This window comes from Herbidospora solisilvae, assembly GCF_009901565.1.
In the GTDB taxonomy this organism is placed as follows: domain Bacteria; phylum Actinomycetota; class Actinomycetes; order Streptosporangiales; family Streptosporangiaceae; genus Herbidospora; species Herbidospora solisilvae.
The window spans coordinates 109,167-134,805 of the sequence record NZ_WXEW01000012.1 but is presented as its reverse complement, the minus strand read 5'-3'; the positions used below and the strand labels follow the sequence as shown (position 1 = coordinate 134,805).

Annotated in this window: 17 protein-coding genes; 6 read left to right on the top strand and 11 right to left on the bottom strand. The window is 70.4% G+C overall.

What is annotated here, in order from left to right; translation table 11 throughout:
* Positions 1-58 precede the first annotated feature (58 nt).
* Positions 59-577, bottom strand: a complete 519-nt coding sequence (locus GT755_RS34965) for a hypothetical protein (RefSeq protein ID WP_161483848.1) — start codon at positions 575-577, stop codon at positions 59-61.
* 122 nt (positions 578-699) lie between these two features.
* Here GT755_RS34965 and GT755_RS41450 point away from each other — a divergent pair, with 122 nt between their 5' ends.
* Together GT755_RS41450 and GT755_RS34955 are read left to right on the top strand one after the other, a co-directional pair.
* A complete protein-coding gene (locus GT755_RS41450; protein ID WP_161483847.1) occupies positions 700-1,746 on the top strand; it encodes a sensor histidine kinase in 1,047 nt (348 codons plus the stop codon).
* Positions 1,743-2,402, top strand: coding sequence for a response regulator (locus GT755_RS34955; protein WP_161483846.1), 660 nt, complete (start codon positions 1,743-1,745; stop codon positions 2,400-2,402). Before GT755_RS41450 ends, GT755_RS34955 begins: the two co-directional genes overlap by 4 nt.
* A gap of 6 nt (positions 2,403-2,408) precedes the next feature.
* Here the strand turns inward: GT755_RS34955 and GT755_RS34950 are convergent, their stop codons facing one another.
* From GT755_RS34950 to GT755_RS34920, 7 genes are all read right to left on the bottom strand, one after another.
* Positions 2,409-3,620 (bottom strand): ROK family transcriptional regulator, encoded by a 1,212-nt coding sequence (locus tag GT755_RS34950; protein WP_202610894.1) that lies wholly within the window; start codon positions 3,618-3,620, stop codon positions 2,409-2,411.
* A gap of 1 nt (position 3,621) precedes the next feature.
* Positions 3,622-4,683 (bottom strand): ABC transporter permease, encoded by a 1,062-nt coding sequence (locus GT755_RS34945; RefSeq protein ID WP_161483845.1) that lies wholly within the window; start codon positions 4,681-4,683, stop codon positions 3,622-3,624.
* Entirely contained in the window at positions 4,676-6,178 is a 1,503-nt protein-coding gene (locus tag GT755_RS34940; RefSeq protein WP_161483844.1) for a sugar ABC transporter ATP-binding protein, read from the bottom strand. The genes GT755_RS34945 and GT755_RS34940 overlap by 8 nt, the downstream gene beginning before the upstream one ends.
* Positions 6,179-7,240, bottom strand: a complete 1,062-nt coding sequence (locus GT755_RS34935; RefSeq protein WP_161483843.1) for a sugar ABC transporter substrate-binding protein — start codon at positions 7,238-7,240, stop codon at positions 6,179-6,181.
* Entirely contained in the window at positions 7,237-8,598 is a 1,362-nt protein-coding gene (locus GT755_RS34930) for an L-fuconate dehydratase (protein WP_202610893.1), read from the bottom strand. The genes GT755_RS34935 and GT755_RS34930 overlap by 4 nt, the downstream gene beginning before the upstream one ends.
* A 350-nt stretch (positions 8,599-8,948) precedes the next feature.
* Entirely contained in the window at positions 8,949-12,188 is a 3,240-nt protein-coding gene (locus tag GT755_RS34925; protein WP_161483841.1) for a discoidin domain-containing protein, read from the bottom strand.
* Between the two features lie 131 nt (positions 12,189-12,319).
* Complete coding sequence (locus GT755_RS34920) at positions 12,320-15,445, bottom strand: glycosyl hydrolase family 95 catalytic domain-containing protein (RefSeq protein ID WP_202610892.1); 3,126 nt, start codon at positions 15,443-15,445, stop codon at positions 12,320-12,322.
* A gap of 476 nt (positions 15,446-15,921) precedes the next feature.
* Between GT755_RS34920 and GT755_RS34915 the strand changes: the two genes are divergently transcribed.
* The gene (locus tag GT755_RS34915; protein WP_161483840.1) at positions 15,922-18,036 is read left to right on the top strand and encodes a ThuA domain-containing protein; all 2,115 of its coding nucleotides are present in this window, start codon (positions 15,922-15,924) and stop codon (positions 18,034-18,036) included.
* Positions 18,037-18,146: 110 nt separating this feature from the next.
* On the opposite strand, the gene GT755_RS40230 is transcribed toward GT755_RS34915, so the two are convergent.
* From GT755_RS40230 to GT755_RS34900, 3 genes are all read right to left on the bottom strand, one after another.
* The gene (locus tag GT755_RS40230; protein WP_161483839.1) at positions 18,147-19,517 is read right to left on the bottom strand and encodes a chitinase; all 1,371 of its coding nucleotides are present in this window, start codon (positions 19,515-19,517) and stop codon (positions 18,147-18,149) included.
* Positions 19,518-19,699: 182 nt separating this feature from the next.
* Positions 19,700-20,794, bottom strand: coding sequence for a hypothetical protein (locus GT755_RS34905; protein ID WP_161483838.1), 1,095 nt, complete (start codon positions 20,792-20,794; stop codon positions 19,700-19,702).
* The gene (locus GT755_RS34900; protein WP_161483837.1) at positions 20,769-21,611 is read right to left on the bottom strand and encodes a hypothetical protein; all 843 of its coding nucleotides are present in this window, start codon (positions 21,609-21,611) and stop codon (positions 20,769-20,771) included. Before GT755_RS34900 ends, GT755_RS34905 begins: the two co-directional genes overlap by 26 nt.
* A 198-nt stretch (positions 21,612-21,809) precedes the next feature.
* Here GT755_RS34900 and GT755_RS34895 point away from each other — a divergent pair, with 198 nt between their 5' ends.
* From GT755_RS34895 to GT755_RS40835, 3 genes are all read left to right on the top strand, one after another.
* Positions 21,810-23,264 (top strand): MFS transporter, encoded by a 1,455-nt coding sequence (locus tag GT755_RS34895; protein ID WP_328794725.1) that lies wholly within the window; start codon positions 21,810-21,812, stop codon positions 23,262-23,264.
* A gap of 74 nt (positions 23,265-23,338) precedes the next feature.
* Positions 23,339-23,656, top strand: a complete 318-nt coding sequence (locus tag GT755_RS34890; protein ID WP_161483836.1) for a nuclear transport factor 2 family protein — start codon at positions 23,339-23,341, stop codon at positions 23,654-23,656.
* A gap of 94 nt (positions 23,657-23,750) precedes the next feature.
* Positions 23,751-25,637, top strand: coding sequence for a hypothetical protein (locus tag GT755_RS40835; protein WP_161483835.1), 1,887 nt, complete (start codon positions 23,751-23,753; stop codon positions 25,635-25,637).
* Positions 25,638-25,639 lie beyond the last annotated feature (2 nt).

Here is a 25,639-nt window from a genome sequence, read left to right as displayed (position 1 = left end):
GCCGAGTAAAAGGCGGTGTTGGGCAGTGTCGGCGGCCGACCTCGCAGAGGTGAACAGCTCAGTCAGTGACCGCCTCTCGGTACACAGGCGTCTTACTCAGGTGGTGGACCACCACCAGCCAGAAGACCCCAACGACGATGCCGCCTCCAAGCTGCGACAACGGGACCTCGCAGACCCAGACCAGCGGCAGCGCGGCGGCCAACGGCCGGGGGAAGCGGTCGGCCCGCCAGAGGGTGACCGCCATGGTGATCGACCCGGCGAGGATGGCGAGGTTGGCGGAGAGGGCGACGTACGGGAACCAGGAGAAGTCCTCGCCCTTGACGTTGGACGAGGTCGCACCGAACGCGAGCAGGACATGTCCCGCCGAGACGGCCAGCACGCCCAGGTTCGCGGATCCGAAGCGGCGCAGTTCGAGGAGACCGGGGATGAGCAGGACCAACCCGGCGGCGAACAGGGCGAGGAGCAGGTGTTCCTCGCCGAGCACACGCGGGTCGGCGTCGAACGGCCGGACGGCTTGGATGACACCGGAGACGGCCATCGCCAGCGCGGCCAGGAGAGTGAAGATTCGTGCGATCACCTTGGCGACGGTAGAGACCGGGGCGTCCCCGGCGAATCGGTCGCGGGTCGCCGCCTCATACGACCGTGGACCTATCAGACTCCATCTCAAGGCGGATGCCCGGAATGCCGTACCTTCTAGACGTGCGACGTGTGCTGATGCCTTCGGTGGCCGTGGGTCTGGCCCTCTGGGCGGTCGCCGAGGCCGCCCCACTGGGCGGGGTCGCGCTCGTGTTCGCCCTGGCCACCACGGCGCCCATCGCGTTCGGGCGGCAGGCTCCGCTGCCGGTGCTGCTGGTGATCGTCGCGGCGCTGCTGGTGCGAGCCGCGACCACCCAGGAAGTTCCGGCCACGGTCGCGCCGTTCCCGTCGATCCTCGTCATGGCCTTCTGCGTGGCGCTGTTCGGGGGTGGGTGGCTGGTCGCAATCGCCGGATGGGTCGCCGCCGTCGGAGGGATGGCGGGGGCGATCCTGCTGCAGTACTACACCGCGCCGCCCGATTCCGCCTCGTCCACGATCATGGTTTTCTTCGTCACGGCGGCCTGGGCCTCCGGGCTGCTGGTCGCACGTCGAGAGGAACAGGCCGCTGAGCGGGCCCGGTCGGCGGTCGCCGAGGAGCGGCTGCGGATCGCCCGTGAGCTGCACGACGTCGTCGCCCACTCGTTGTCGATCATCGCGGTGAACGTGGGCGCCGCCCAGGAGGTGCCGCCCGAACGGGCGCGGGCGCACCTGGACGCGATCGCCGACACCGCACGGGCCGCGCTGGCGGAGATGCGCCAAGTCCTCCACGCCCTCCGCGCCGACGACGACCCCGCTCTCGGGCCGCAGCCCACCCTCGACGAGCTCCCCGACCTGCTCGACCAGGCCAGGGCGGGTGGCCTGCCGGTCACGTTGGAGGAGGAGGGCGTCCGGCGGGCGCTGCCTGCGGGGCTGGAGTTGACGGCGTACCGGATCGTCCAAGAAGCCCTGACCAACGTGCGGCGGCATGCCGGACCCGCCGCGACCCGGGTGCGGGTCGCCTACGGCGAGCGCCTCGACCTGGAGGTGGTGAACGCGCCCGGCCACGGGCTGATCGGCATGCGAGAACGCGCCCGCCTCTACGGCGGCGCCCTCCACGCCGCACCGTCGCCCGACGGCGGTTTCGCGGTCCGCGTCTCCCTCGACCCCCGCTCCCCGGAGGAGCCCCGATGATCCGCGTCCTGGTCGCCGACGATCACGCGCTCGCCCGGATGGGCCTGACCGCGATGCTCGGCGCCCAGCCCGATCTGGAGGTCGTCGCCGAGGCCGCCGACGGGCTCGCCGCCGTGGAGGAGACCCGGCGGGTACGCCCCCACATCGTCCTGATGGACATCCGGATGCCCCGTCTGGACGGGATCGAGGCCACCCGCCGGATCCGCGCCCTCCCCGACGCCCCCGCGGTCCTGGTGCTGACCACGTTCGATCTCGACCAGTACGTCTACGACGCCCTCCGCGCCGGAGCCGGCGGCTTCCTGCTCAAGGACGCCCCGCCCGGCAGGCTCGCCGAGGCGGTCCGGACGGTCGCCGAAGGGCATTCCATCCTCGCCCCGACCGTGACCAGGCGGCTGATCGAACGGTTCCTGACGATCGCGCCCCGCGACACCGAGGTCCTCGCCCGGCTGACCGACCGGGAGCGCGAGGTGCTGACCCTGATCGGCCAGGGGCGGTCCAACGCCGAGATCGCCACGGACCTGCTGCTGGCGGAGGGGACCGTGAAGACCCACGTGTCCCGGGTGCTGATGAAGACGGGTCTGCGGGACCGGGTGGCGGCGGTGGTGTTCGCGTACGAGCAAGGACTGGTCAGAGTCGGGAGCGCCGGCAATGCCTGATGACCTCTATGGGACAGGCCGCGGTGAGGCCCCTTCCAGTGCCTGTTCTCCCTTGGTTGGATAGCGCACCGGCCCGAGAGTGAGCGGGTCGTCGAGGACTCGGTCGACCACAGTTCCGGCCGCCCCTCGCGAGGCCGCCTCGAAGCCCAGCTCCGAGGCCATGATCCGGCACCGCCCCCCGGCCACCGCCCGACGTTCCAGTTCCGCCTGCGCCGGCGGGATCAGCCGGGAGGCCAGCCGGGCGAAGTAGCCGCCGACGACGATCGCGCGCGGGTTGAAGAGGTTCACCAGGATCGAGCCGCCCAGGCCCAGCCAGCGGCCCACCTCGGCCAGCGCGTCGAGGGTGCGGGGGTCGCCGGCCGCGGCGGCCGAGGCGATCGAGTCGACCCGCGCGTCCGGGTCGGCCGAGGTCGCCCCTGCGGGGCCGAGCGCCGCCAGGCCGACCTTCGTCTCCCAGCAGCCGGTACGGCCGCAGCCGCACCTCGCCCCGTCGGGGTCCACGAGCAGGTGGCCCGTCTCGCCCGAGAAGCCGTCGGCGCCCTGGAGTAACCGGCCGTCCATGATGATGCCGCCGCCCACGCCGACCTCGCCGGTCAGGTAGACCATGTCGGAGGTGCCCGCCGCCACGCCGCACGCGTGTTCGGCCAGGGCCGCCAGGTTCGCGTCGTTGCCCACGCCGACCGGCACGCCCAGTTCCGCGCCGAGCAGGTCGGCCAGGGGGACGTGCCGCCAGCCGAGGTTCGGCGCGAAGGTGACCACGCCGTCGGCGACCAGTCCGGGCACGGCCACCACGACGCCCGCCAGGGAGCCCATCTCCCCCGCCGCCCTGCGGGCCGTCCGCACTAGTTCGGCGAGGCAGCCCTCGGGGCCCGCGCCCGCGGCGTCGAAGCCCTTCCGGCTGGAGAACAGGACGCGGCCGCCCAGGTCGCAACCATGGGCGGCCACATAGTCCACGTTGATCTCCAGGCCCAGCGCCCCCACGTGGGAGCCGTCGAGGGCCACGTCACGCCGTGGCCGCCCGATGGCCCCCGCCGAAGAGGTGCCCGCCTCCCGCGCCAGGCCGAGCGACATGAGCTCGGTCATCAGCGAGGAGACGGTGGCCCGGTGGAGACCGGTCGCCTCCACCACATCCGCCCGGGAGCATGTCCCGTGGTCGCGCAGGTGCCGGAGCACGCGGGACAGGTTGTCCCTGCGCAGGGTGGCGCGGCCGGTCGTCACGTCAGTCCTGGGCCCTCCCGCCGGCCAGCCGGCTGATCATCAGGGCGACCAGGATGATGCCGCCGTACACGAGCTGCTTCCACTCGCCGGGCACGCCCTGGAGCGTCAGGATGTTCTCGACCAGGCCGATGACCAGGACACCGGTGAGGGCGCCGAGGATGGTGCCCTTGCCACCGTCCATGCTGACGCCGCCGATGACGGCCGCGGCGAAGACCATGAAGATCCAGCCGACGCCCTGGTTGGCGCTGATGCCGCCGAGGCGGCCGGTCTCCAGGATCCCGGCCAGCGCCGCGAGGGTGCCGCCGATGACGAAGACCGCCAGAACGACCCGCTCCACGCGGATGCCCGCCGCCCTGGCCGCGTCGGCGTTGCCGCCGATGGCGTACAGGGAGCGGCCGGAGCGGAAGTAGCCCAGGGCGGCCATGCCGACGGCGAACAGCACGCCGGTGATCCAGATGGCGGCGGGCAGGCCGAGCCAGACCGCGCTGCCGAGGTAGGTGAACGACTCCGGCAGGGCGAAGAGGCTCTTGCCGCCGGTCAGGCCGAGGTGCAGGCCGTGCACGACGATCAGCATCGCGAGCGTCACGACGAAGGCCGACAGCTGGTAGCGCAGGATGAGGAAGCCGTTGAAGGCCCCGATCAGGGCGCCGATGAGCAGGCACAGCACCACGGCCGTCGCGGGCGGCAGGCCCAGGCCGAAGCCGCCGTCGCCGGTGGAGATGACGAGCATGACCGCCACGGCGGGGGCCATGCCGACGATCGACTCCAGCGACAGGTCGAACTTGCCGGCGATCAGGATGAGCGCCTCGGCCAGCACGACCAGGGCCAGCGCCGACTGCTGTTGCAGCACGTTCGTCAGGTTGCCCATGGTGAGGAACACCGGGTCGATGAACGACCCGACGATCAGCAGCACCACGATGACCGGCACCAGCGTCAGGTCGCGGAACCGGCTCAGCCGGAAGCCCGGCCGGGCGGCGAGCGCCGGCGCCGGGCCGGAGCCGTTCGCCGACGCCGCCGGGGTCTTCGGCAGTGTCGAGGCGCGGCGCCCCTGCCGATCACTCATGACTGACACCCTCCATAGCGGCCACGAGGTCGTTGTCCGACCATCCGCGTGGCACGTCCTTGATCACCCGGCCGTGGAACATCACCAGGACCCGGTCACAGATTCGCAGGTCGTCGAGTTCGTCGCTGACCAGCACGGCTGCCGCGCCCCGCTGCGCGGCGTCCTCGACCGAGCCGAGCAGCGACTGCTTGGCCTTGACGTCGACGCCGGCGGTGGGGTTGATGACGACCAGCGCGGCCGGGTCGTCGACCAGGGCGCGGGCCATCACGACCTTCTGGGCGTTGCCGCCCGACAGGTCGCCGACCGGCTGGTCGGGACCCTCGGTCTTGATGTCGAGCTCCTGGATCATGGTCCGGGCACGGGCCCGGCGCCTCTCGGGCGAGATCATCCCGAAGCGGCCGAGCTTGCCGGCGATCGGCATGGTCGCGTTCTCGCCGACCGACAACAGGGGCACGAAGCCCTCGTGGTGGCGGTCCTGCGGGACGAAACCCACCCCGGCGGCCAGCGCCGACGGCACGTCGCCCGGCTTCGGCCGGGTCCCGTTGATCGTGATGACGCCGCTGTCGGCGCGGCGCAGCCCGACGATGCTCTCGGCCAGGCCGACCTTGCCGCTGCTGCCCGATCCGGCCAGCCCCACGATCTCGCCGGCCTTCACGGTCAGGTCGACGTCGTGGTAGCGGCCCGCGGAGTTCAGGCCGCGCACCTCGATGACGACCTTGGCCTTCGCGTCGACCGTCCGGGGCTTGGCCTCGTAGGTCACGACGTGCTCGCCGGTCATCGCGGCCACCAGCGCGTCGTGCGGGAGGTCCGCGACGGTGCTGGTGACGATGTGACGGGCGTCGCGGAAGACGGTGACGCTCTGGCAGACCTCGTACACCTCTTCGAGGTGGTGCGAGATGAACATCATCGTGACGCCCTGGTCCCGCAGGTCGCGCATGCGGTCGAAGAGGCGTCCGATGGCCGGGCCGTCGAGCTGGGCGGTCGGCTCGTCGAGGATGATGAACCGCGCGCCGAAGGAGAGCGCGCGGGCGATCTCGACGAGCTGCCGCTGCTCGACGCCCAGGTCGCCGGCGAGCCCCGAGGGGTCGACGTCGACGTGGTACTGGTCGAGGAGGGCGGTGGCGCGGGCGCGCATGGCGCGCCAGTTGATCACCTTGCCCTCGGTCTGGCGGTTGATGAAGAGGTTCTCGGCCACGGTCAGCGCGGGGATGATCGTGGACTTCTGGTAGACGCAGGCCACGCGGGCCTTCCAGGCGTCGCGGTCGGCGAGCGGCGGGGCCGGCTCGCCCGCGAACCGGACCTCACCGGCGTCGGGGCGCTGCAGGCCGGTCAGGATCGACACCAGGGTCGACTTGCCGGCGCCGTTGCGCCCGATCAGGGCGTGCGTCTCGCCCTGCTTGATGGTGAGGCCCGCGTCGTTGAGTGCGACGGTGGGGCCGAAGCGCTTGGTGATCCCGCGCGCCTCGACCGCCGCCGCGTTCGATGAGGTGCTCATCTAGCTGACCTGGTTGCCCCAGAGGTTGGGGTCATCGACGTTCTCCGCGGTGACCAGCGGAGCGGGGAGCTGGTCCTCCAGGCCGTTGGGGAGCTGGATGATGTTGCTGTCGTGGTCGGTCGGGCCGGGCTGGAAGGTCTTGCCCTCCAGGGCGGCCTTCGCGTAGTAGACGGCGTACTTGGCGTAGAGGTCGGCCGGCTGCGAGACGGTCGCGTCGATCTCGCCGGCGCGGATGGCCTCGAACTCGGCCGGGATGCCGTCGTTGGAGACGACGAAGATGTGCTTGGGGTCGTCCGGCTTGACCAGGAGGCCCTTGGCCTTCAGGACCTGGAGGGTCGGGGCCAGGTGCACACCGCCGGCGTGCATGTAGATGCCCTTGATGTCGGGGTTCTGCTCCAGGCGGGTCTGCAGCATGGACGCGGCCTTGCTGCCCTCCCACTCCGTCGGCTCCTCGAAGACGGTGATCCCGGGGAACTTCTCCTTCATGCAGTCGCGGAAGGCCTCGGCGCGGTCACGGCCGTTGATGGAGGCCAGGGCGCCCATGAGCTGCACGACCTTGCCCTTGCCGCCGAGCTTCTCGCCGAGGAACTCGCAGGCCTTGGTGCCGTAGGCGCGGTTGTCGGCGCGCACGACCATGTAGACGTTGCCCTTGTCGGGGCGGGTGTCCACGGTCACGACCGGGATCTGCTTGCTCGCGAGCGAGTCGAGCGTCGAGGCGATGGCGCCGGTGTCCTGCGGGGCCATGATGATCGCCTTGGCGCCCTGGCTGACCAGCGCCTGGGTGTTGGCGACCAGCTTGGCGACGTCGTTCTGGGAGTTGGTCGGCGGCATCAGCTCGACGCCGTCCTTGCTGGCGATCTCCGGCACGTACTTGTTGTACGAGTTCCAGAAGTCGGAGTCGGCGCGCGGGAAGTCCACGCCGACCTTGCCGCCGGCGGCGGCCGCGGGGGCCGACTCGCCGGGGGCGGCGCTCGCTGCGGAGTCGGGGGTGTCGGACGACCCGCAGGCCGCCAGGCCCAGGGCGAGCACGGCGGCGCTGGCGGCGACGGACAGAAGTTTCATGCCGATCGGCCTTTCAGGACGGGGGGGTGAGTGACGGCGGAGGTTCTGCGCGCCTCCGCCGCCGGGGAGCTCTGGGCCACTGCGCTGGTCCAGTACTGACCCCATGGATAGGTGAACGCGGCGAGCGACGCGGGTCGCATCGCCGAGCTGAATCCGGCTGCTTCGGGCGCCACATAGCTGCCGTCCCGGATGACCACCGGGTCGACGAAGTGCTCGTGCAGGTGGTCGATGTACTCGATCACCCGGCCCTCCTTCGACCCGCTGACGGAGACGAAGTCGAACATGGCCAGGTGCTGGACCAGCTCGCACAGCCCGACCCCGCCCGCGTGCGGGCAGACGGGGACGCCGAACTTGGCGGCCAGCAGCAGGATGGCGATGTTCTCGTTGACGCCCCCGACGCGCGCCGCGTCGAGCTGCAGGTAGGAGATGGCCTCCGACTGGAGGAGCTGCTTGAACACGATCCGGTTCTGCACGTGCTCCCCGGTGGCGACCGGGACGGGCGCGACCGCGCGTGCGATCGCGGCGTGGCCGAGGACGTCGTCCGGGCTGGTGGGTTCCTCCACCCACCAGGGGCCGAACTCGGCCAGTGCCTTCACCCAGCGGATCGCGTCGGAGACATCCCATCTCTGGTTGGCGTCGATCGCGATCGGGTAACCGTCGCCGCAGACCTCACGGGCGATCCGCATGCGGCGGACGTCGTCGTCGAGGTCGGCGCCGACCTTCAGCTTGATCTGCGAGAACCCCTCGTCGAGGGCTTCCTTGCAGAGGCGCCGAAGCTTGTCGTCGTCGTAGCCGAGCCAGCCCGGCGACGTCGTGTAGGCGGGATAGCCGTGCTCCCGCAGGGCCGCGATGCGGCCGGCCCGGCCCGGCTGGGCGGCGCGGAGGATCTCCAGCGCCTCGGCGGGGGTCAGGGCGTCGGAGATGTAGCGGAAGTCGACCAGGGAGACGATCTCTTCGGGGCTCATCTCGGCGAGCAGCAGCCAGAGCGGCTTGCCCTCGCGGCGGGCCCTCACGTCCCACAGGGCGTTCATGACGGCGGAGATCGCCATGTGCATGACGCCCTTCTCCGGTCCCAGCCAGCGCAACTGCGAGTCGCCGATGAGGTCCTGGTAGACGGCGCCCAGGTCGGAGCAGTCACGGTCGACGATGTGACCTTCGAGCGCCTTGATGGCGGCGGTCTGCACGTCGTTGCCGCGTCCGATGGTGAACGCGAATCCGTGTCCCTTCTCGCCCTCGTCGGTCCGCAGCACCACGTACGCCGCCGAGTAGTCGGGGTCGGGGTTCATCGCGTCGGAACCGTCGAGTTCCGTCGAGGTCGGGAACCGGATGTCGTGCGTCTCCAGGGAGATGACCCTCATGCGAGCTCCAGACACATCCGATTAATGTTAGAGACCGGCGGTACCGCCGGGCGGTCGTCTTCGAAAGCCTTTCGAGATAAAGATCCGATTAATTTGCGGACACGACGCCTCGCGGCGCCGTGGACCGATCCCAGGTGGGATCAGAATTCCGCAGGTCGCCGCCGGGCGGAAGGCCACGCGACTATCTTCTCGGTTACTCTCCAGACATCCGATGTTTGGTTCTCAAGAAGAATGCCCCGCGTGTTACAGGCATGTCAATAGCCGCAACCGGAAAGAGATCCGATGATTGCGAAGGGCCGCGACCCACCAGAAGGTGGGGCGCCGCCCGCCGGCAGACCAGCCAAGACCCCCTAGACGTCGAACTCCCAGAGCGAGTAGCCCCATGCGGTGGCCCGCTGGGTGCCGTAGATCCGGACGTATCGCCCGGTTCCGGTCACCGTGAGGTCGTCGACGCCGCCGTCGCTCGCGGTCTGGGTGTTCACGACCGTCCAGGAGCTGTTGTCATTGGAGGTCTCCACCCGGTACTGCCGGCCGTAGGCCGCCTCCCACTGGAGCCGGACCCGGGAGACGGACCGGGTCTGGCCGAGGTCGACGGTGATCCACTGCGGGTCGGCGTAGAGGCTGGACCAGCGGGTGGCGGTGTTGCCGTCGACCGCGTTGGCCGCGACGTTCGCCCCGGCCTCCGTGCTCGACACCGTCACCGGTCTGCTCCGTGACAGCAACTGGGCGGTCCCGCCGGCCGGTGTGCCGTACACGTTGAGGTCCCAGAGCGAGTAGCCGTACTGCGTCAGCGCGCGCTGGGTTCCATATATACGGACATACCGCCCCGTGCCACTGACGGAGAGATCGTCCACTCCCCCGTCCGAGGCGGTCTGGTTCGACAGGACCGTCCAGGTGCTGTTGTTCGGGGAGACCTCCACCCGGTACTGGCGGCCGTAGGCCGCCTCCCAGTTCAGCCTGACCCGGTTGACGTCGTAGGACGCCCCGAGGTCCACCGTGATCCACTGCGGGTCGGCGTACAGGCTGGACCAGCGGGTGGCGCCGTTGCCGTCGACCGCGTTGGCCGCGACGTTCGCCCCGGCCTCCGTGCTCGACACCGTGACCGGCTTGCCCTGCGCGAGGTCGCCGCCGCCACCGGAGATCGGCGTCGAGACGCCGGGGCCGGTGAAGGTGTAGCTGTCGACGTCGAACACGGCCGTGCCGGCCGCGCCCGAGAACGTCAGGTACAGGTCGTGCGTGCCGGTCGGGGCGGTCACGGGAGCGGTCAGCTCCACGTAGTCGTCCCAGCCGCCGGTGTTCGTCACGTTGACGCTGGCGACCACGGGGCCGGTCGGGGAGTCGTACCGGAAGGAGAGCACTCCCCCGGCGTTGGCGGTGGAGACGCGGGCCTTGACCCCGGTGATCCCCTGGAGGTTCACCGCGTGGTGGCGCACCCACTCGCCGTTCTGGATGTCGCCGAGCCGCTTGCCGCCCTCGGCCTGGGCCTGGTCGACGACGCGCGGCCCGTTGAGGGTGACGTAGTGCTCGGCCTGCCACTGCTTGGGCCACAGGGTGATCTCCCGCTCGCCCGTCAGCGGCACCGTGCCGGTGGCGCCGCGGTCGGTGTAGGAGGCCCTGATCACCCAGAACAGCACCGAGTCGGGACCGGCGTGCACCGGGCCGACGTCGAAGGAGGCGCCGCAGCCGGTGCCCTCACCCTCCTCGTGGGCGTGTTCCTGGTGCCCGAGCGCCGCCCGCACGACCACGTTGGCGCACGGGATCGTGCCGTCCTGCGCGTCGGTGGCCGACGCGGAGGCCGTCAGGCGTTCGTCCCACGAGAACAGGCCGCCGTTGGGCAGCCCGCCGACGTTGACGACCGGGCGGTTGTTGCCCACCACGACCGGGATCAGGGTGGTCCCCGTCATGGTGCCGTCGTTGACGGTCAGCCGGGCTCTCTTGTCGCCGTTGGTCGTGTACGTGTACGACGGGTTGGCCGCCGTCGAGTCGGTGGTGCCGTTGTTGTCGAAGTCCCACGCGTAGGTGAGCGGGTTGCCGTCGGGGTCGTTGCTGCCCGCGCTGGAGAACTGCACGGTCAGCGGGGTGAGCCCGTTGTCGACGCTGGCCGTGGCCACCGCGACCGGCGACCGGCCGCCCTGCACGTAGTTGATCTTCACCAGGGCCGCGTCGGCCGCGCCGGAGAAGTACCCGCTGCCGTATTCGAGCAGGTAGAGCGACCCGTCGGGGCCGAACTCCATGTCGATCGGATGGACGAACGGCATCCCGGCGAGGACAGGTTCGATGATCGTCGGGGTGCCGGTCGCGGGGTTGCCGTTGCCGAACTGGACCTCCTTGATCCAGTTGCGGCAGTACTCGGTGATGATCAGCTTGTTGTCGTAGTACTGCGGCCACTTCACCGCGCTGTTGAGGCCCGGATCGTAGTGGTAGACCTCGGCGTGGTTCGGCGAGCCGCAGCCGCCGGGCTGGTCGAGGGCAGGCCACTCCTTGCTGCCGCCGTGCTGCTCCCACACCAGCGCGCCCCGCGTGGGCGGGAGCTGCTGGAGACCGGTGTTGCGCGGCGAGTTGTTGACCGGGCCGGTGCTGCCGCCGCAGGGGAACCAGCCCCGGGGCGCGTTGGCCGCGAAGTCCCAGTCGTTGTAGGCGACGTTCGGGCCGCCGCAGTAGGGCCAGCCGTAGTTGCCCGCGCTGGTGGCCCGGTTCCACTCGTCATAGGCGGCCGGTCCGCGGTTGGCGATGGTCGCGCCGGCGTCCGGCCCGACCTCACCCCAATAGAGGGTGTTGCCGCCCTGCTTGTCGACCCAGATCCGGTACGGGTTGCGCGTCCCCATGACGTAGATCTCGGGCCGGGTCTGCGCCGTGCCCGGCGGGAACAGGTTGCCGGCGGGGATCGTGTAGGTGCCGTTGGCCTCCGGATGGATGCGGTTGATCTTGCCCCGGAGGTCGTTGGTGTTGCCCGACGTGCGCTGGGCGTCGTACTGCGGGTTCCGGCTGGTGCGCTCGTCGATGGGTGCCATCCCCGCCGAGTCACCACCCGAGTTGGTGTTGTCGCCGACGGCGAAGTAGAGGTTGCCGTTGCCGTCCCAGGTCATCGACCCGGCGGAGTGGCAGCACAGGTCACGCTCGGTCGGCCATTCGATGATCATGTCTTCGGTGGCGGCCGGGATCGTGTTCGTCGACGGGTTGAAGGTGAACCGGGAGATCCGGTTCACCAGCGGGGTCACCTTGGGCGAGTAGAAGAGGTAGACCCAGCGGTTGGTCGCGAAGCCCGGGTCGAGGGTGATGCCGATCAGGCCGTCCTCGAAACGGGCGTCGAGCGGGAGGGTGAGGGCGACCGTCGTCGCCTGGGTGGCCGGGTTGTACAGGCGGACCTGGCCGCCGCCGGCGCTGGTGCCGCGGTTGATGTACAGCACCTTGCCGTCGGGCAGCACGGACAGTTCGATGGGCTCGCCCATCGACAGGCCGCCGTCGAGCCGGACCTTCTCGAAACCACTCGTGGGTGGCGGCGCCGCGTGAGCGGGTGCGGCGGGCACCAGGGCGACGACGACCAGGGCTAACACGCCCAGGATCGCGCGCAGGCGCGGGATACCTGACATGGGGTCTCCAGTGCAGGAGGGGATGGGGACGGGACGGCGGCCCGTGGTCACCGAGAGCCGCCGATAGAGAACGCACCGGCGACCACCCGCCACAAGCGGTCACCGGCGCGCTTACTGCCCCGAGGGGTGTTCTAGACAGGGATCAGATCGAACTGCTCCCATGGTCCGATCGCGGGCCGGTTGGTGACCAGGTTCTGCGAACCGCCACCCTCCGCGCACACGTATTGGCTGTTCACGGTGGCCCGCAGGCTGATCGAGCCGTCGCCGTTGGTCACCACCGTGAAGGTCTCCCAGGACCCGGCCGAGGGCCGGTCGGCCAGCAGCGGCACGTTGCCGCCGCCCTGGTTGGTCACGTAGAGGTTGTTGGCCACCGAGCGCAGCGCGATGTTGCCGCCGCCCAGGTCGACCCGGACGAACTGCTCGGTCGCCCCGGCCGTCGTCTTGTTGGCGATGAGCGGGGTGGTCGCGTTGGCGGCCGACACGAACAGGTTGTTGGCCCGCGAGCGCAGCGTGTAGGTGTTCGCCGGGGTGGACCCGGTGAGCACGCGCACCGCGTCGATCATGCCGACCGACGTGGTCTTGTTGACCACCCGGAGCGTGTGCTGGCCGTTGGACAGGCCGGTCTTGCTGTAGACGACCTGCTGCGCCTGCCGGGCGCCGCTCTGGTAGAGGTTCACGTTCTGCTGGAACACGTTGTCGATGTAGACGTCGACGTTGCCCATGTCGGAGAACCGTTCCGAGAGGATCTCGATGCCGGTGCCGGTGAACGTGTAGGTCGCGGCGGCGTTGACGGTCGTGCTGTGGTGGGTGTCGTCGTTGTAGTCGCCGTAGCCCCGGCCCGTGGTCAGGTGCCAGTTCGCGTCGTAGGTGAGCTCGGTGTTGTTGACCAGGCCCGGGGTGCCGCCGCCGTTGATGCCGAGGGTGGAGGCGGTGCCGCTCAGCGACTTGGCCGCCTGGTTGGCCGTGCCGGTGAGCTGGGTGTAGCTGTAGGCCGACAGCAGCTTGGCGGTGCGCTCCACGACGTAGTTCGTGTTCGCGGCGGTGGCGAAGCTGATCTCGGCGGCCGAGCTGGTGGTGATGATCGCGTTGTCGGAGGTGCGGCGCACGCGGACCTGCTGGGTGCCCCACGGGTTCACCACGGTGGCCTGCTTGCCGTACAGGGACCTGATGCCGACGTACTTGGTCTCGTTGCCCTCGCGCTCGGAGGACACGATGAAGCCGTCCTTGGCCAGCAGCGAGAACTTCCCGATGAACGAGGAGCTGCTCGGCGCGGCCGGGAAGACCCGGATCTTGTCGTTGTACGACTGCATCAGCGACTCGTTCATCGCCGCCATGTGCACGCCGTGGTACTCGAACACGCCGTTGGTGTTGCTGGTGAAGCTGTTCGGGTAGTTCTGGTACCGCTGCGCCATCGTCTTCATGCCCTGGAAGGTCTGGTCGCCCAGACCCAGGCGGGCGGCCTGCACGGCGTCGTTGGCCCACACGTTGCCGTACGGGTGCGGGCGCACGTTCCAGGTGTTCAGCGCCGTCTGGTAGTCGGGGAAGCCGATGCCGGTCAGGTTGTACGGCCAGATCATCTCCGCCGCGACGTTCTCGTTGTTGCGGGTCTGCGAGATCGGCGGCTGGTGCGGCTGGTAGGCGTTGTTGACCACCGAGTAGGGCACGAGGTTGTTCAGGATGTTCTGCAGCTCGGTGCGCAGCGTCGCGTCGACGCCGAGCTGCTGCGCCGTCTGGATCGTCACGGGGAACAGGCTGCGGATCGCGGTCAGGTCGGTAAGGGCGTTCCGCACGTTCCAGTACGTCTCGTGGGCGTTGGAGTTGGCGATGTAGTACTGGCCGGTCGAGGCGTCACGCGACACGAAGCTCCGGTAGAACTTCGCGGCCTCGCGCATGAACGGGTAGGCCGTGTTCGCCAGGTAGTTCGCGTCGTTGGTGTACCGGTAGCGCAGGTACATGTTGTACGCGGCCTCGGCGGCGGTCGACATCGTGTTCTTGGTGTAGTCGGAGTTGATGGTGCCGCGCGCGTTGCCGTCCCAGCCGTAGGTCTCCGGGAGCCAGATGCCGTCGATGCCGTATCTGGTCTGCGTGTACGACTTCAGCGCGTTGTAATTGCGCGAATGGAGATTGTTGAACACGTCCATCAGATCGATGTGGTTGGACGCGTAGAACGAGTAGTACACGTGGCGCATGTTCCAGTACCAATAGGCGTTGGACCACTTCGACTGGTCTCCGGTGGCACGGAAGACCCCGTTGATGAAGTGGAACGGATAGTTGCCGTACCCGCCCGCCGCGACGATGTAGTTGCTCAGGTAGTAGAAGTTCTCCAGGTAGTCGTTGTCGGCGCTGCCGCCGTACTGGACGAACGACTTGCTCCAGAAGTCGTGCCAGAAGTTCTTGAAGTTGGTGAGCGTCGTGCCGATTCCGGCGTTCTTGACGTTCGTCAGCTGGTTGCGCGCCTGTTGCACCGAGTTCGCCGAGGGAGCGTTCTTCCGCGAGGCCGCGGTGAACCAGATCGTGTAGTCGTTGTCGGCGGTGATGCTCAGCCGGACGGTGCGCCCGTTGACGGTCGAGGTCGAGTAGTTCGCGCCCTCGACGGTGGCGGCGAAGGTGTAGCCGAACCCGTTGGCGTCGGTCTGGCCGCGGCTGAACCCGGCGACCGAGGAGTCGTTGAACGTCTGGACGGTCCGCCAGGTGTTCAGGTCGGGCGTGTCGGCGATGTTCTGGACCGTGTTCGGGTCCCACAGGCCGAGGTCGACCGTGGTGGTGCCGAGCCCGCCGCGGCCGTCCTCGACGCGGATGCCCATGACCTCCGAGCCGGGCTGGCCCAGGATCGTCACGGTGCGGTTGTTGTCGTACTTGGTGGTCAGCGTGCCGTCGTACAGGTTGAGGCGCTGCTGGTAGGTGGTGTAGCCGGTGTCCAGGCCCGGGCTGGTGTTCAGGGTCAGCGTGCCGGCCGCGTAGGTCGACTGCTGGGCCAGGTCGGCGCCGGAGACCTGCATGGTCATGCCGTTCTGGCTCCACACCATGGCCCCGGTCTTGCCGTTGCCGACCGTCAGGCCGTAGTTGGGGTTGGTGTTCGGGCGGTTGTACACGATGTCGTGCTTGGACAGATAGCCCGCCCGGTTGACGTTCAGGGCCCCGGCCGACTGGTCGAAGGCGTGGTCGGTCGTGGACGCCAGCGCGGGCGCCGTCACCACTCCCCCGGCCGCCAGCCCGCCGACGAGCGCTAATGCGGGGAGCGCTCTCAGAAATCTCATGTCATCGATCTCCTGGTCACCACAGCAGATTCAGGGGGTGTGTCCCTCTGGCAGGGGAGCCGCCGGGCCCCCTGACCGGCGATCGGCGACCGGTATGGGACAGCCCGACGGCCCCTCTGCACAGGCACAGGCCCGACTCGCACTGTTACCAAGTCGGAACTGTCAGGCGCAGTTAACATTGGATGTCTTCGGGCGTCAATAGCCGTCCCCCGCATCACGGAATCCGGGAAACCGATCAAGAATCCCCGGACAGACCGGCGATCAGCCGCTTTTTATGTCGGATGCGAGAAGAAACTCCTTCGGACCGGTCCCAAATACCTCCGATGTCTTGAGATCGTTATCGTCCGTTGACGGTCTCCTGTCAGGTGTGCGAGCCTTTCGGGGCACCCGCACGCGAGTGGCTCCGCGTGCCTTTCGAATCCACCATTCGGGTAGCGGTCGGCGCGCGCTCCTGCGAGCACAGTAAGGAGTCACGGATGCGCCGACTTTTCCTGGCGCTGCTTGGGGCGGTCCTGTTAGGGAGCGCGCTCTCCGCCGTGCCGACGGCCGCCAGCGCGGCACCGCTCACGAAGGTCCTCGTCTTCAGCAAGACCGCCGGGTTCCGGCACGACTCGATCCCCACGGGGATCGCCGCGATCCAGCAGCTGGGCGCCGCCAACGGGTTCACCGTGACGGCCACCGAGGACGCGAACCAGTTCACGACGGCCAACCTGGCCCAGTACCAGGCGGTCATCTGGCTCTCCACCACCGGTGACGTGCTGAACGCGACCCAGCAGACCGCGTTCCAGTCGTACATCGCCGGCGGCGGGGGCTACGTCGGCGTGCACGCCGCGGCCGACACCGAGTACGACTGGTCCTGGTACGGCGGCCTCGTCGGCGCCTACTTCGCCAGCCACCCGGCCAACCAGACCGCCGTGGTCAAGGTCGAGGACCGGTCGAACGTGTCGACCTCGCACCTGCCGCAGACCTGGAGCCGCCTCGACGAGTGGTACAACTACCGCACCAACCCCCGATCGGTCGCCCGGGTGCTCGCCTCGCTCGACGAGTCGACGTACAGCGGCGGTTCGATGGGCGGCGACCACCCGATCACCTGGTGCCAGAACTACGGCGGCGGCCGGAGCTGGTACACCGGCATGGGGCACACCCAGGAGACCTTCGCCGACTCCAACTTCCGGCAGATGCTCCTCGGCGGCATCCAGATCGCGGCCGGGTTCCGGGCGGCCGACTGCCGTCCCGAGACCGGCTACACCCCGCTCTTCGACGGCACCCAGGCCAGCCTCGACCAGTGGCGGCAGGCCGGACCGGGCGGCTTCACCCTGGCGAACGGCACCCTGACCTCGTTCGGCGGCATGGGCCTGCTCTGGTATCCGGTGACCCCGTTCGCCGATTACTCGCTCAAGCTCGACTGGATGATGCCGGGCGACGACAACGGCGGCGTCTTCATCGGCTTCCCCGACCCGAACGGCGACCCGTGGCAGCCGGTCGACACCGGTCACGAGATCCAGATCGACGCCACCGACGCCGACCCGACCCGGACCACCGGCAGCGTCTACAGTTTCCGGGCCCCCGACACCGCCCTGCGCGACGCCGCGCTGAACCCGCCCGGCTCGTGGAACGCCTACGAGATCAGGGTCACCGGCCAGCGCGTCGAGATCTGGCTCAACGGCGTAAAGATCAACGACTACACGAGCACCCGGGCCATCCAGAACGGCCACATCGGCGTCCAGAACGACGGCGCCGGTCTCGACATCAACTACCGCAACATCCGCGTCAAGGGCGAGACGACCCAGCCGCCGGCGACCGACCTCGCCCGGGGCAAGACCGTCACCGCCTCCAGCGTCGAGGCGGGCAGCGCCCACGTTGCCGCCAACGCGGTCGACGGCAACACCGCCACCCGCTGGGGCTCGGCCTACGCCGACCCCCAGTGGATCACCGTCGACCTGGGGGCGTCCTACAACGTCAACCGGGTGCGCCTGAACTGGGAGGCCGCCTACGGCCGCGCCTACCGGGTGGAGGTCTCCCCCGACAACACGACCTGGACGACCGTCTCCACCCAGACCGCGAGCGACGGCGGCGTCGACGACCTCACGGTCAACGGCACCGGCCGCTACGTGCGGATCTACGGCACCCAGCGCGCCCTCACCCAGTACGGCTACTCGTTGTGGGACCTGAACGTCTACGGCACCCCCGCCTCCGGCGGCCCGGCGTTGCTCTCCCGGAGCCGCCCGGTGACCGTCTCCAGCGTGGAGCCCGGCAGCGCCCACGCGGCCGCCAACGCGGTCGACGGCAACACCGCCACCCGCTGGGGCTCGGCCTACGCCGACCCCCAGTGGATCACGGTCGACCTCGGCCAGACCCGCACCATCTCCCGCGTGCGCCTCCAGTGGGAGGCGGCCTACGGCCGCCAGTACCGCGTGGAGACCTCCCCGAACAACAGCACCTGGACGACCGTCAGCACCCAGACCGCGAGCGACGGCGGCGTCGACGACCTGACGGTCAACGGCACCGGCCGCTACGTGCGGGTCTACGGCACCCAGCGGGCCACCGCCTGGGGCTACTCGCTCTGGGAGTTCGACGTCTACGGCTCCTAGGAACACCTGAGCGGCCCCCCTCGTCTTGCGGGCGAGGGGGGCTTCCCCTTGTGCCCTGGAAACGGATCGGCCCCCCTCGTCCCGTGGACGAGAGGGGCCTCACTCCCGGTCTAGAAGCCGGCCGTGATGCGGGTGAAGTCCCAGTTGGCCTGGGCCACGCCCGAGCAGGTGTCGTTCAGGGCGCCCGAGCAGGGGCGGTCGCGGTTGACCGACCAGAAGGCCAGCCGGCCGAGGCCGCGGGCGCGGGCCCAGTCGCGGATCTGGGTCCAGGTGGCGACCGTGGTGATCTCGCTGTTGTCGGAGTAACCGTTCATGCCCGAGATGCCCATGCGGGCGTAGGCCTGCGCGTCGGTGTAGCCCCACAGGGACTTGAGCTGGTTCTTCAGGCCCTCGGAGGCGCTGACCGTCGCGTTGTAGATGTTGGAGGCGCCGAAGTTGAACGGCATGAGGGTGTAGTTGTCGATCGGCACGTTCAGCGCGCGGGCCTGCTGGAGGAAGCGGGCCTCGGCGCCGGCCGGGCCCGACTGGCTCGTGCCGATGGTGACGACGACCCGGACGTTCGGGTTGTTCTGCTTGATGATCTTGATGCCGTTGAGGATGCGGTCCTGGACGGTGTAGTTGCCCATCTCGTCGGTGTTCTCGACGTCGAAGTCGACCACGTTGGGGCCGTGGGCGTTGATGACCTGCTGCACGGCGCCGGCGAAGGCGGCCGGGGTGGAGCAGTTCGGGCCGAGCTTGTTGCCGGACCAGCCGCCGAAGGAGATCTGGACCTGGCCGCCCGCGGCCTTGATGGCGTTGATCGTCGACTGGTCGGTGCCGCCGGTCAGGGGGCGCTGACCGTCCCAGCGCGGCACGCAGCCGCCGCCGGACAGGATGAAGGCCATCGTGAAGGAGCGCACACCGGTCTGGCTCATGATCGAGGTGGCGCTGGGCGGGCTGCCCCAGCCGAGGTAGAGGTAGGGCGTGCCGGGGAACTTGGCCGGGTTGCCCGGGTCGGGGTCGGGGTTGCCGCCGCCGGTCGGGAGGGTCCAGCGCTGGTTGGCGCCGGCGAAGCAGTCCCAGATCTGGAGCGGGGTGCCGTCGGCCGAGGAGTTGCCGGTGGCGTCGAGGCACTTGCCGAGGGCGCGCAGGGTGCCGTCGGCCTGGGGGGTCCAGTTCTGCGCGGCGCTGCCGTTGCAGTCGTAGAGCTGCACCCGGGTGCCGTTGGCCGTGCCGGCGGCGGCGACGTCGAGGCACTTGCCGAGGGCGCGGATGGTCTGGCCCTGGCCGGTCGTCCACTGCTGGGCGTTGGTGCCGTTGCAGGTGTAGAGCTGGACGGTGGTGCCGTTGGCGGGGTTGGCGGCGGCGACGTCGACACACTTGCCGCCGAACCCGGTGATCTGCCCGACCGCCGCCTGGGCGGGGGCCGCGACGACACCGGTGAGCACGAGCGCGGCGGCGCTCAGCACGGCTCCGGCGCGCAACAGTAAGCGGAGGCGCATGGGGGGTCTCTTTCCGACGAGCGAGTACGAGGAGAGGAGAGCCCGGCCGTTGCTTCTCCTCTTAAATTAACTCGGATGGAACACCCTCCTACAGACCCTTGTCAATAGGAAAGTTTCCGAATTAATTCACCCACCGATGGCCTTCGGAATCCACTGAGCTGCGGGAATGCGCTCTCCTGTCATCACCGCCCATCGAGAGTGTGGAGAAGTCTGGTCACTTCGGCCCGCCACAGGCTGTCGGCCGGGAACCACCTGGACCGTTCCGACAAGGCGCGGGCGGCATGGCCGGCGGCGTCCGCCCGGGCCCCTGTCCGGGCGATCACCACCCACGGCCGCCCGGGATCCGCCCCGCCCCACCACGGCCGGGACCGCACCGCGAACAACCCGGCCGCCAGCCGCGCCGCCCGCTCCGCGTCTCCCGGCCGGTCGGCGGCCAAGTGCGCCTCGGCGGTCAGCAACGCCGCCCGGATCTGCCGGCCCGCGTCGAGCGGCCCCCCGAGCGACACGCAGGCCTCGGCCACGGTCAGCGCGTGCGCCACGGCCTCCGCCGCACTCCCGCCCCCGGCCCGTCCACCCGTAGCCCGCCCGGTCGCGGCGGTCGGTCCCGGCCCGTTCTCCCGTGCCGCCCTCGCCACCGTTCCCGTCCCGGCTCCAGTCGCCGCCAGGCGGGCGGAGGCCTCCAGAGCGCGGGCCTCCCAGGTCAGCACGTGGTGGCCGCCCAGGACGGCGGCCCGGCGGCCCGCCTCCTCCGCCGCCAGTTCCGCGGCCTCCGCGGTGGTCCGGCGGGTGTCCGGTTCGAGCAGCGGCAGGGTCAGGAGGGTGACGGCCAGGTCGGTCCGGGCCACGCCGGTCCAGTGGTCGTGGCGGCCCAGGGTCTCGCGGCGGCGGGCGAGTTCGGCGCGCTGGGCGGTCAGGGCCCGGCGCAGGTCGTCGGGGCGGGCCCGGCGGGCCAGCCACCGCAGGTGGCCGCTGGCGATCTCCATGGTGACCGGGTCGTCGGGACTGAGGGAGACGCCGGCCTCGGCGTGCACGGCCGACCAGGCGGCCACCGTCTCGTCGACCTGGCGGGTGCGGCTCAGTTCCCGTTCGGTCGCGGCGGCGATGCGCAGGGAGATCGAGTGGGAGGCGCCCAGGTGGGCGCGGGCACTGGCGAGCAGGTCGCCCAGCTCGGCCGCGGCGGACGGGCCGCCCGCGCGCACGATGGCGCGCAGGCGGGCGATCCACGAGCGGTCGGCCGGCTGGGCCGCCCCGTCAGGCCGCGCGGGGGCCGTTGTCACGTTCCCGCCCTTCTGTCCTGACGGTCCGGCGCAGCGCGTCGGCGGCGGCTTCGAGCAGGTCGGCGGCGGCCGTGCGCTGCGGCGGGTCGAGCCGGGCCGACAACACCGCCACGACCGCGTCGGCGAGCGCGGGCAGCGGCTCGCCGGCACGTTCCACGACCGGGATCCGCGACTCCAGCGCGGGCCGGACCCCGTCGAGGACCACCTCTGCCGGCACGTGCAGCCCGCGCGTCGCGTCGATGATCACGTTCTGCAGGAGGCAGAAGACGTCGTGCGCGGTGGCCCGGCGGCCGAAGACCGTCATCAGGTCTTCGACGGCGCAGACCGGCGGCTCCAGCTTGGTGGCGCGCAACAGGCCCGGATGGTCGGCCGCGAAGTCGGCCACCGCCAGCACCAGCCCTTCGGCGGCGGCCATCCGTCCGCCCGGTCCTGACTCCAGCATCTGTAGCCAGCTATCGCGATAGGGCCAGAAGGACCAGACCACGGTCTCGCGTGCCAGTTCGGTCAGCGCGTCGACCCGTCCGAAGCAGTCGGGCAGCTCCCCGCCGTAGGCCGCCGCCAGCGAATGACGCGCCCTCGGCCCCACGACGGTGTACAACGTGCTGGTCGAGCCCCCCGACACGTCCAGCACCTCCTTGCCGACCCGGCCGCCCGCTTCGGCCACCTCGCGGCAGGCCGCGTAGTAGACCGTCCTGGTCGCCCAGTGGCGTTGTGCGTGGCGGCTCCCCTGTACCAGGCGTTCCCGCCAACGGGCGGCCACGCTCCGGCGAGATTCCGTGAGTACGTCGGCCACGACCTCTCCCACCCGTATGGACATATTCGAATTGTCGACAGAAGACTACAGCTGACTTAAGTAGATTTCACGACCTGATTGCTTTTGGTGGCATTGGTGAGGATGTTCACCAGGCGTTCCCTGCGGAAAGACAGCCGATCGGCCAACACGGAGGCACCCGGGCCGAACCGTGCAAAAGTGACATGAATAGGATGCAATCCGACCTGCACGGAAAGGCACCACGTGACTCCCCCAGCTCGCCGCGGCGGCGCGATCATCACAGCACTGGCCTCGGCGGGGATCGTAGTCTCGGTGATGCAGACCATCGTCATCCCGATCGTGCCCGAGCTGCCGCGCTACCTCCACACCGACGCCGCCTCGGTCACCTGGGTGCTGACCGCCACCCTGCTCGCGGGCGCCATCGCGACCCCGCTCACCGGGCGGCTGGGAGACATGTTCGGCAAGCGGCGGCTGCTGCTCATCTGCCTCGGGCTCCTGGTGATCGGATCGGTGGTGGGGGCGCTCAGCTCCTCGCTCGTGCCGATGATCGTCGGCCGGGCGCTGCAGGGCTGCGCGGCCGGGGTGATCCCGCTGGGCATCAGCCTCATGCGCGACGAACTGGCCCCCGAACGGCTCGGCTCAGCGATGGGCCTGATGAGCTCCTCCCTCGGCGTCGGCGGCGCCCTCGGCCTCCCGGCCGCCGCCGCCATCGCCCAGAACGCGAGCTGGCACCTGCTGTTCTGGGGCGCCGCCGGGCTGGGCCTGATCGCCATGGTCATGGTGTGGACGCTCGTACCGGAGTCGAGCGACCGCAGCGGCGGCCGGATCGACTTCCCCGGCGCGATCGGGCTGACCGCCGGGCTGCTGTGCCTGCTGCTGGCCATCACCAAGGGCGGCGACTGGGGCTGGAGCGGCCCGCTGACGCTGGGCCTGTTCGGCGCGGCCCTGGTGATCCTGGCCGTCTGGGGCGTCTACGAGCTGCGCCGCCCCGGGCCGCTGGTCGACCTGCGCACCTCCGCGCGGCGTCCGGTCCTGCTCACCAACATCGCCTCGATCGCGATCGGCTTCGCCATGTACGCCCAGGCGCTCGCCATCCCGCAACTCCTCCAGCTGCCCGCCGCCACCGGCCACGGGCTCGGCCAGTCGATGCTCGTGGCGGGCCTGTGCATGGCGCCCGGCGGCCTGGTCATGATCTTCGTGTCGCCCCTGTCGGCCAAATTGTCGGCCTGGAAGGGCGCCAAGGTCTCGCTGATGACCGGCGCCCTGGTCTTCGCGGCCGGCGACATCGCCGCGTTGTGGCTGCTGAGCGCCCCTTGGCAGCTCATCGTGGTCAGCATGATCACCTCGACCGGCATGGCCGTGGCGTTCGCCGCCATTCCCGCTCTGATCATGGCGAACGTCCCGCACACCGAGACCGCCGCCGCCAACGGCCTCAACGCGCTGATGCGCTCGGTGGGCACCTCCACCGCCAGCGCCGTCGTCGGCGTGGCGCTCGCGCACATGACGCAGCCGTTCGCCGGGACCCTCGTGCCGACCCTCGACGGCTTCAAGCTGACCTTCGTCCTGGGGGCGGCGGCCGCCATGCTGGCGGCGCTGATCATGGTGTTCGTCCCCGGGCGCCAGAGGCGGGTGGCGTATGCCGCCCCCACAAAGGAAGCGGCCGGTATGGGGGCCGGCCACGTTCACCGGCCTTCATAACCGGCATATGGTCCTCGTGAGCGGGGGATGTGGCCCAGAAGGACACATCACCCGACCACACAGCGAGGACCGCGATGGATCCGCTTCTACCCGCCATCCAGCAGATGATCGACGCCACCAACCGAGGAGACGGCGACGCGCTCCTGGGGGCGTTCGCCGAGGACGCCGTCGTCAACGTCTTCGGCCGCACGTTCGAGGGGCGCGACCGCATCGCGGAGTGGAACGCACAGGAGCTCATCGGGGCCCACACCGAGATCGTGGTCACGGGGGCGCGCACCACGGGCGAATCGACCACGGTCGCGGTCACCGTGTCCGGCGAGGGTTACAACGGGCCGGGCACCCTGACCTTCCGCACGCACGACACCCTGATCGACCGGCTTGACGTCACCTGACGGACACATCGGTCAAGCACCACGAAAGGGTGGTGCAAGCGGAGGGTCTATCACTTGTTCACGTACGCGATGAAACGTACGAGAAGGAGCGCGGATGGCCCACGAGGGGGACCGCCAGGGACAGGGCACGGCCCTGGCGGCCGGGGAACACGCACTGCACGCAGAGGGGGATCTGCGGGCGGCCCGCCAGTGGTTCGAGCTGGCGTGGCGGAAGGCCGAGGGCGACGGCGACCACGAGGGGATGGCGCGGTCGGCCCTGGGTCTGGGGGGCGTCTGGGTGCACGAGCACCGCACCGCCGAGGCCGAGTCGACGGTGCGCACCCGCCAGTGGCAGGCCCTGGCCGCCGCCGACCCCGGTTCCGACCTGGCGCGGCGGCTGCGCGTCCGGCTGGCCGGCGAGGAGGACTACCGCCAGGGCACCCATGAGGCGATCATGCTGGAGCTGGCCGAGGCCCGGACCACCGGCGAGCCGGTCGCCCTGGTCGAGGCGCTCAGCCTCGCCCACCATTGCCTGCTCGGCCCCGACCACGGCGTGACCCGGCTCGCGCTGGCCAAGGAGCTGATCGGGCACGCCGGTCGCACGGGCCGCCGGGGCGACACGGTGATGGGGGTGATGTGGCGTACCGTCGACCTGTTCTTACTCGGCGACCCGCACGCCGAACGCGGCCTGCGGGAACTGGAGGCCCTGCTCGACCGGAGCCCTCACCTGGCGGCCGGGTTCATCGCCAGCGCGATCCGGGTGATGCTGGCCATCCGCCAGGGCCGGTTCGCCCACGCCGAGAACCTCGCCACCGCCAGCGCCGAACGCGGCACCGCCGCCGGCGACCGCGACGCCGCGGGCTGGTACGGCGGCCAGCTCGGCACCATCCGCTGGTTCCAGGGCCGCATCGCCGAACTGACCGGCCTCATGCACGACCAGGCCGACTCCCCCGTGCTGAGCGCCATCGACAACAGCTACTTCGCCGGCCTGGCCATCGCCGCCGCCACCGCCGGGGAGCACCGCCTGGCGGCCGGCATGCTGGCCCGCATCCGGGGCCGCGACCTGGCGGCGCTCCCCCGGTCGAGCTCCTGGCTCTACACCATGTACGGCGTCGCCGAGACCGCCCACCTGCTCGGCGACGAGACCGCCTCGGCCGAGGTCTACGACCTGCTGAGCCCCCACGAGGGCAGCCCGGTCATCGCCAGCCTGGGGGTCACGTGCCTGGGCTCGGCCCACCACCCGCTCGGGGTGGCCAGCCTGACCATGGGCCGCCTCGACCGCGCGATCGGGCACTTCCAGTCCGCCGTCCGCGACAACCTGGCCCTCGGCCACTGGCCCGCCACCGTGTTGTCGCGCTGGCGGCTCGGCCACGCCCTGGCGCTCCGCCATGGCCCCGACGACGAGGGCGCGCTGCGGGAGCTGGACCTGGCCACCAAGGAGGCCGCCGAACTCGGCATGGAACTCCCGCAGCCGGTCCATCGCCGCTCCCCCGGTCCGTCACCGGCCTCGGCCCGCCGCCACGGCCGCCACTGGCGCCTGGACCTCGGCGGCCGCTCGGTCCTCGTGGAGCACAGCGTCGGCATGGGCCACCTCGCGGTCCTGATCGCCAACCCGGGCCGGGAGGTCTCTGCCGCCGACCTGGCCGGCGTCCCCGACCAGCCCCCGGACCAGCCAGTGCTCGACGCCACGGCCCGCCGGGCGTATGAGACCCGGCTGGCCCGCCTCCAGGAGGCGATCGAGGAGCGCGAGGCGCTGACCGACACGGCGGGGGCGACGGCGTTACGGGCCGAACACGCGTGGCTGGCGGCCGAGCTGGCCGCCGCGACCGGGCTGGGGGGCCGGTCGCGGGCGTTCGCCGGCGACGGCGAACGGGCCAGAGTGGCGGTCGGCAAGGCGATCCGCCGGGCCCTGGCCCGGATAGAGGAGCTCGACGAGGCGGTGGCGGCGGAGCTGCGGGCGACGGTGAAGACGGGGGCCCGGTGCAGCTACCAGCCGCGCTGACC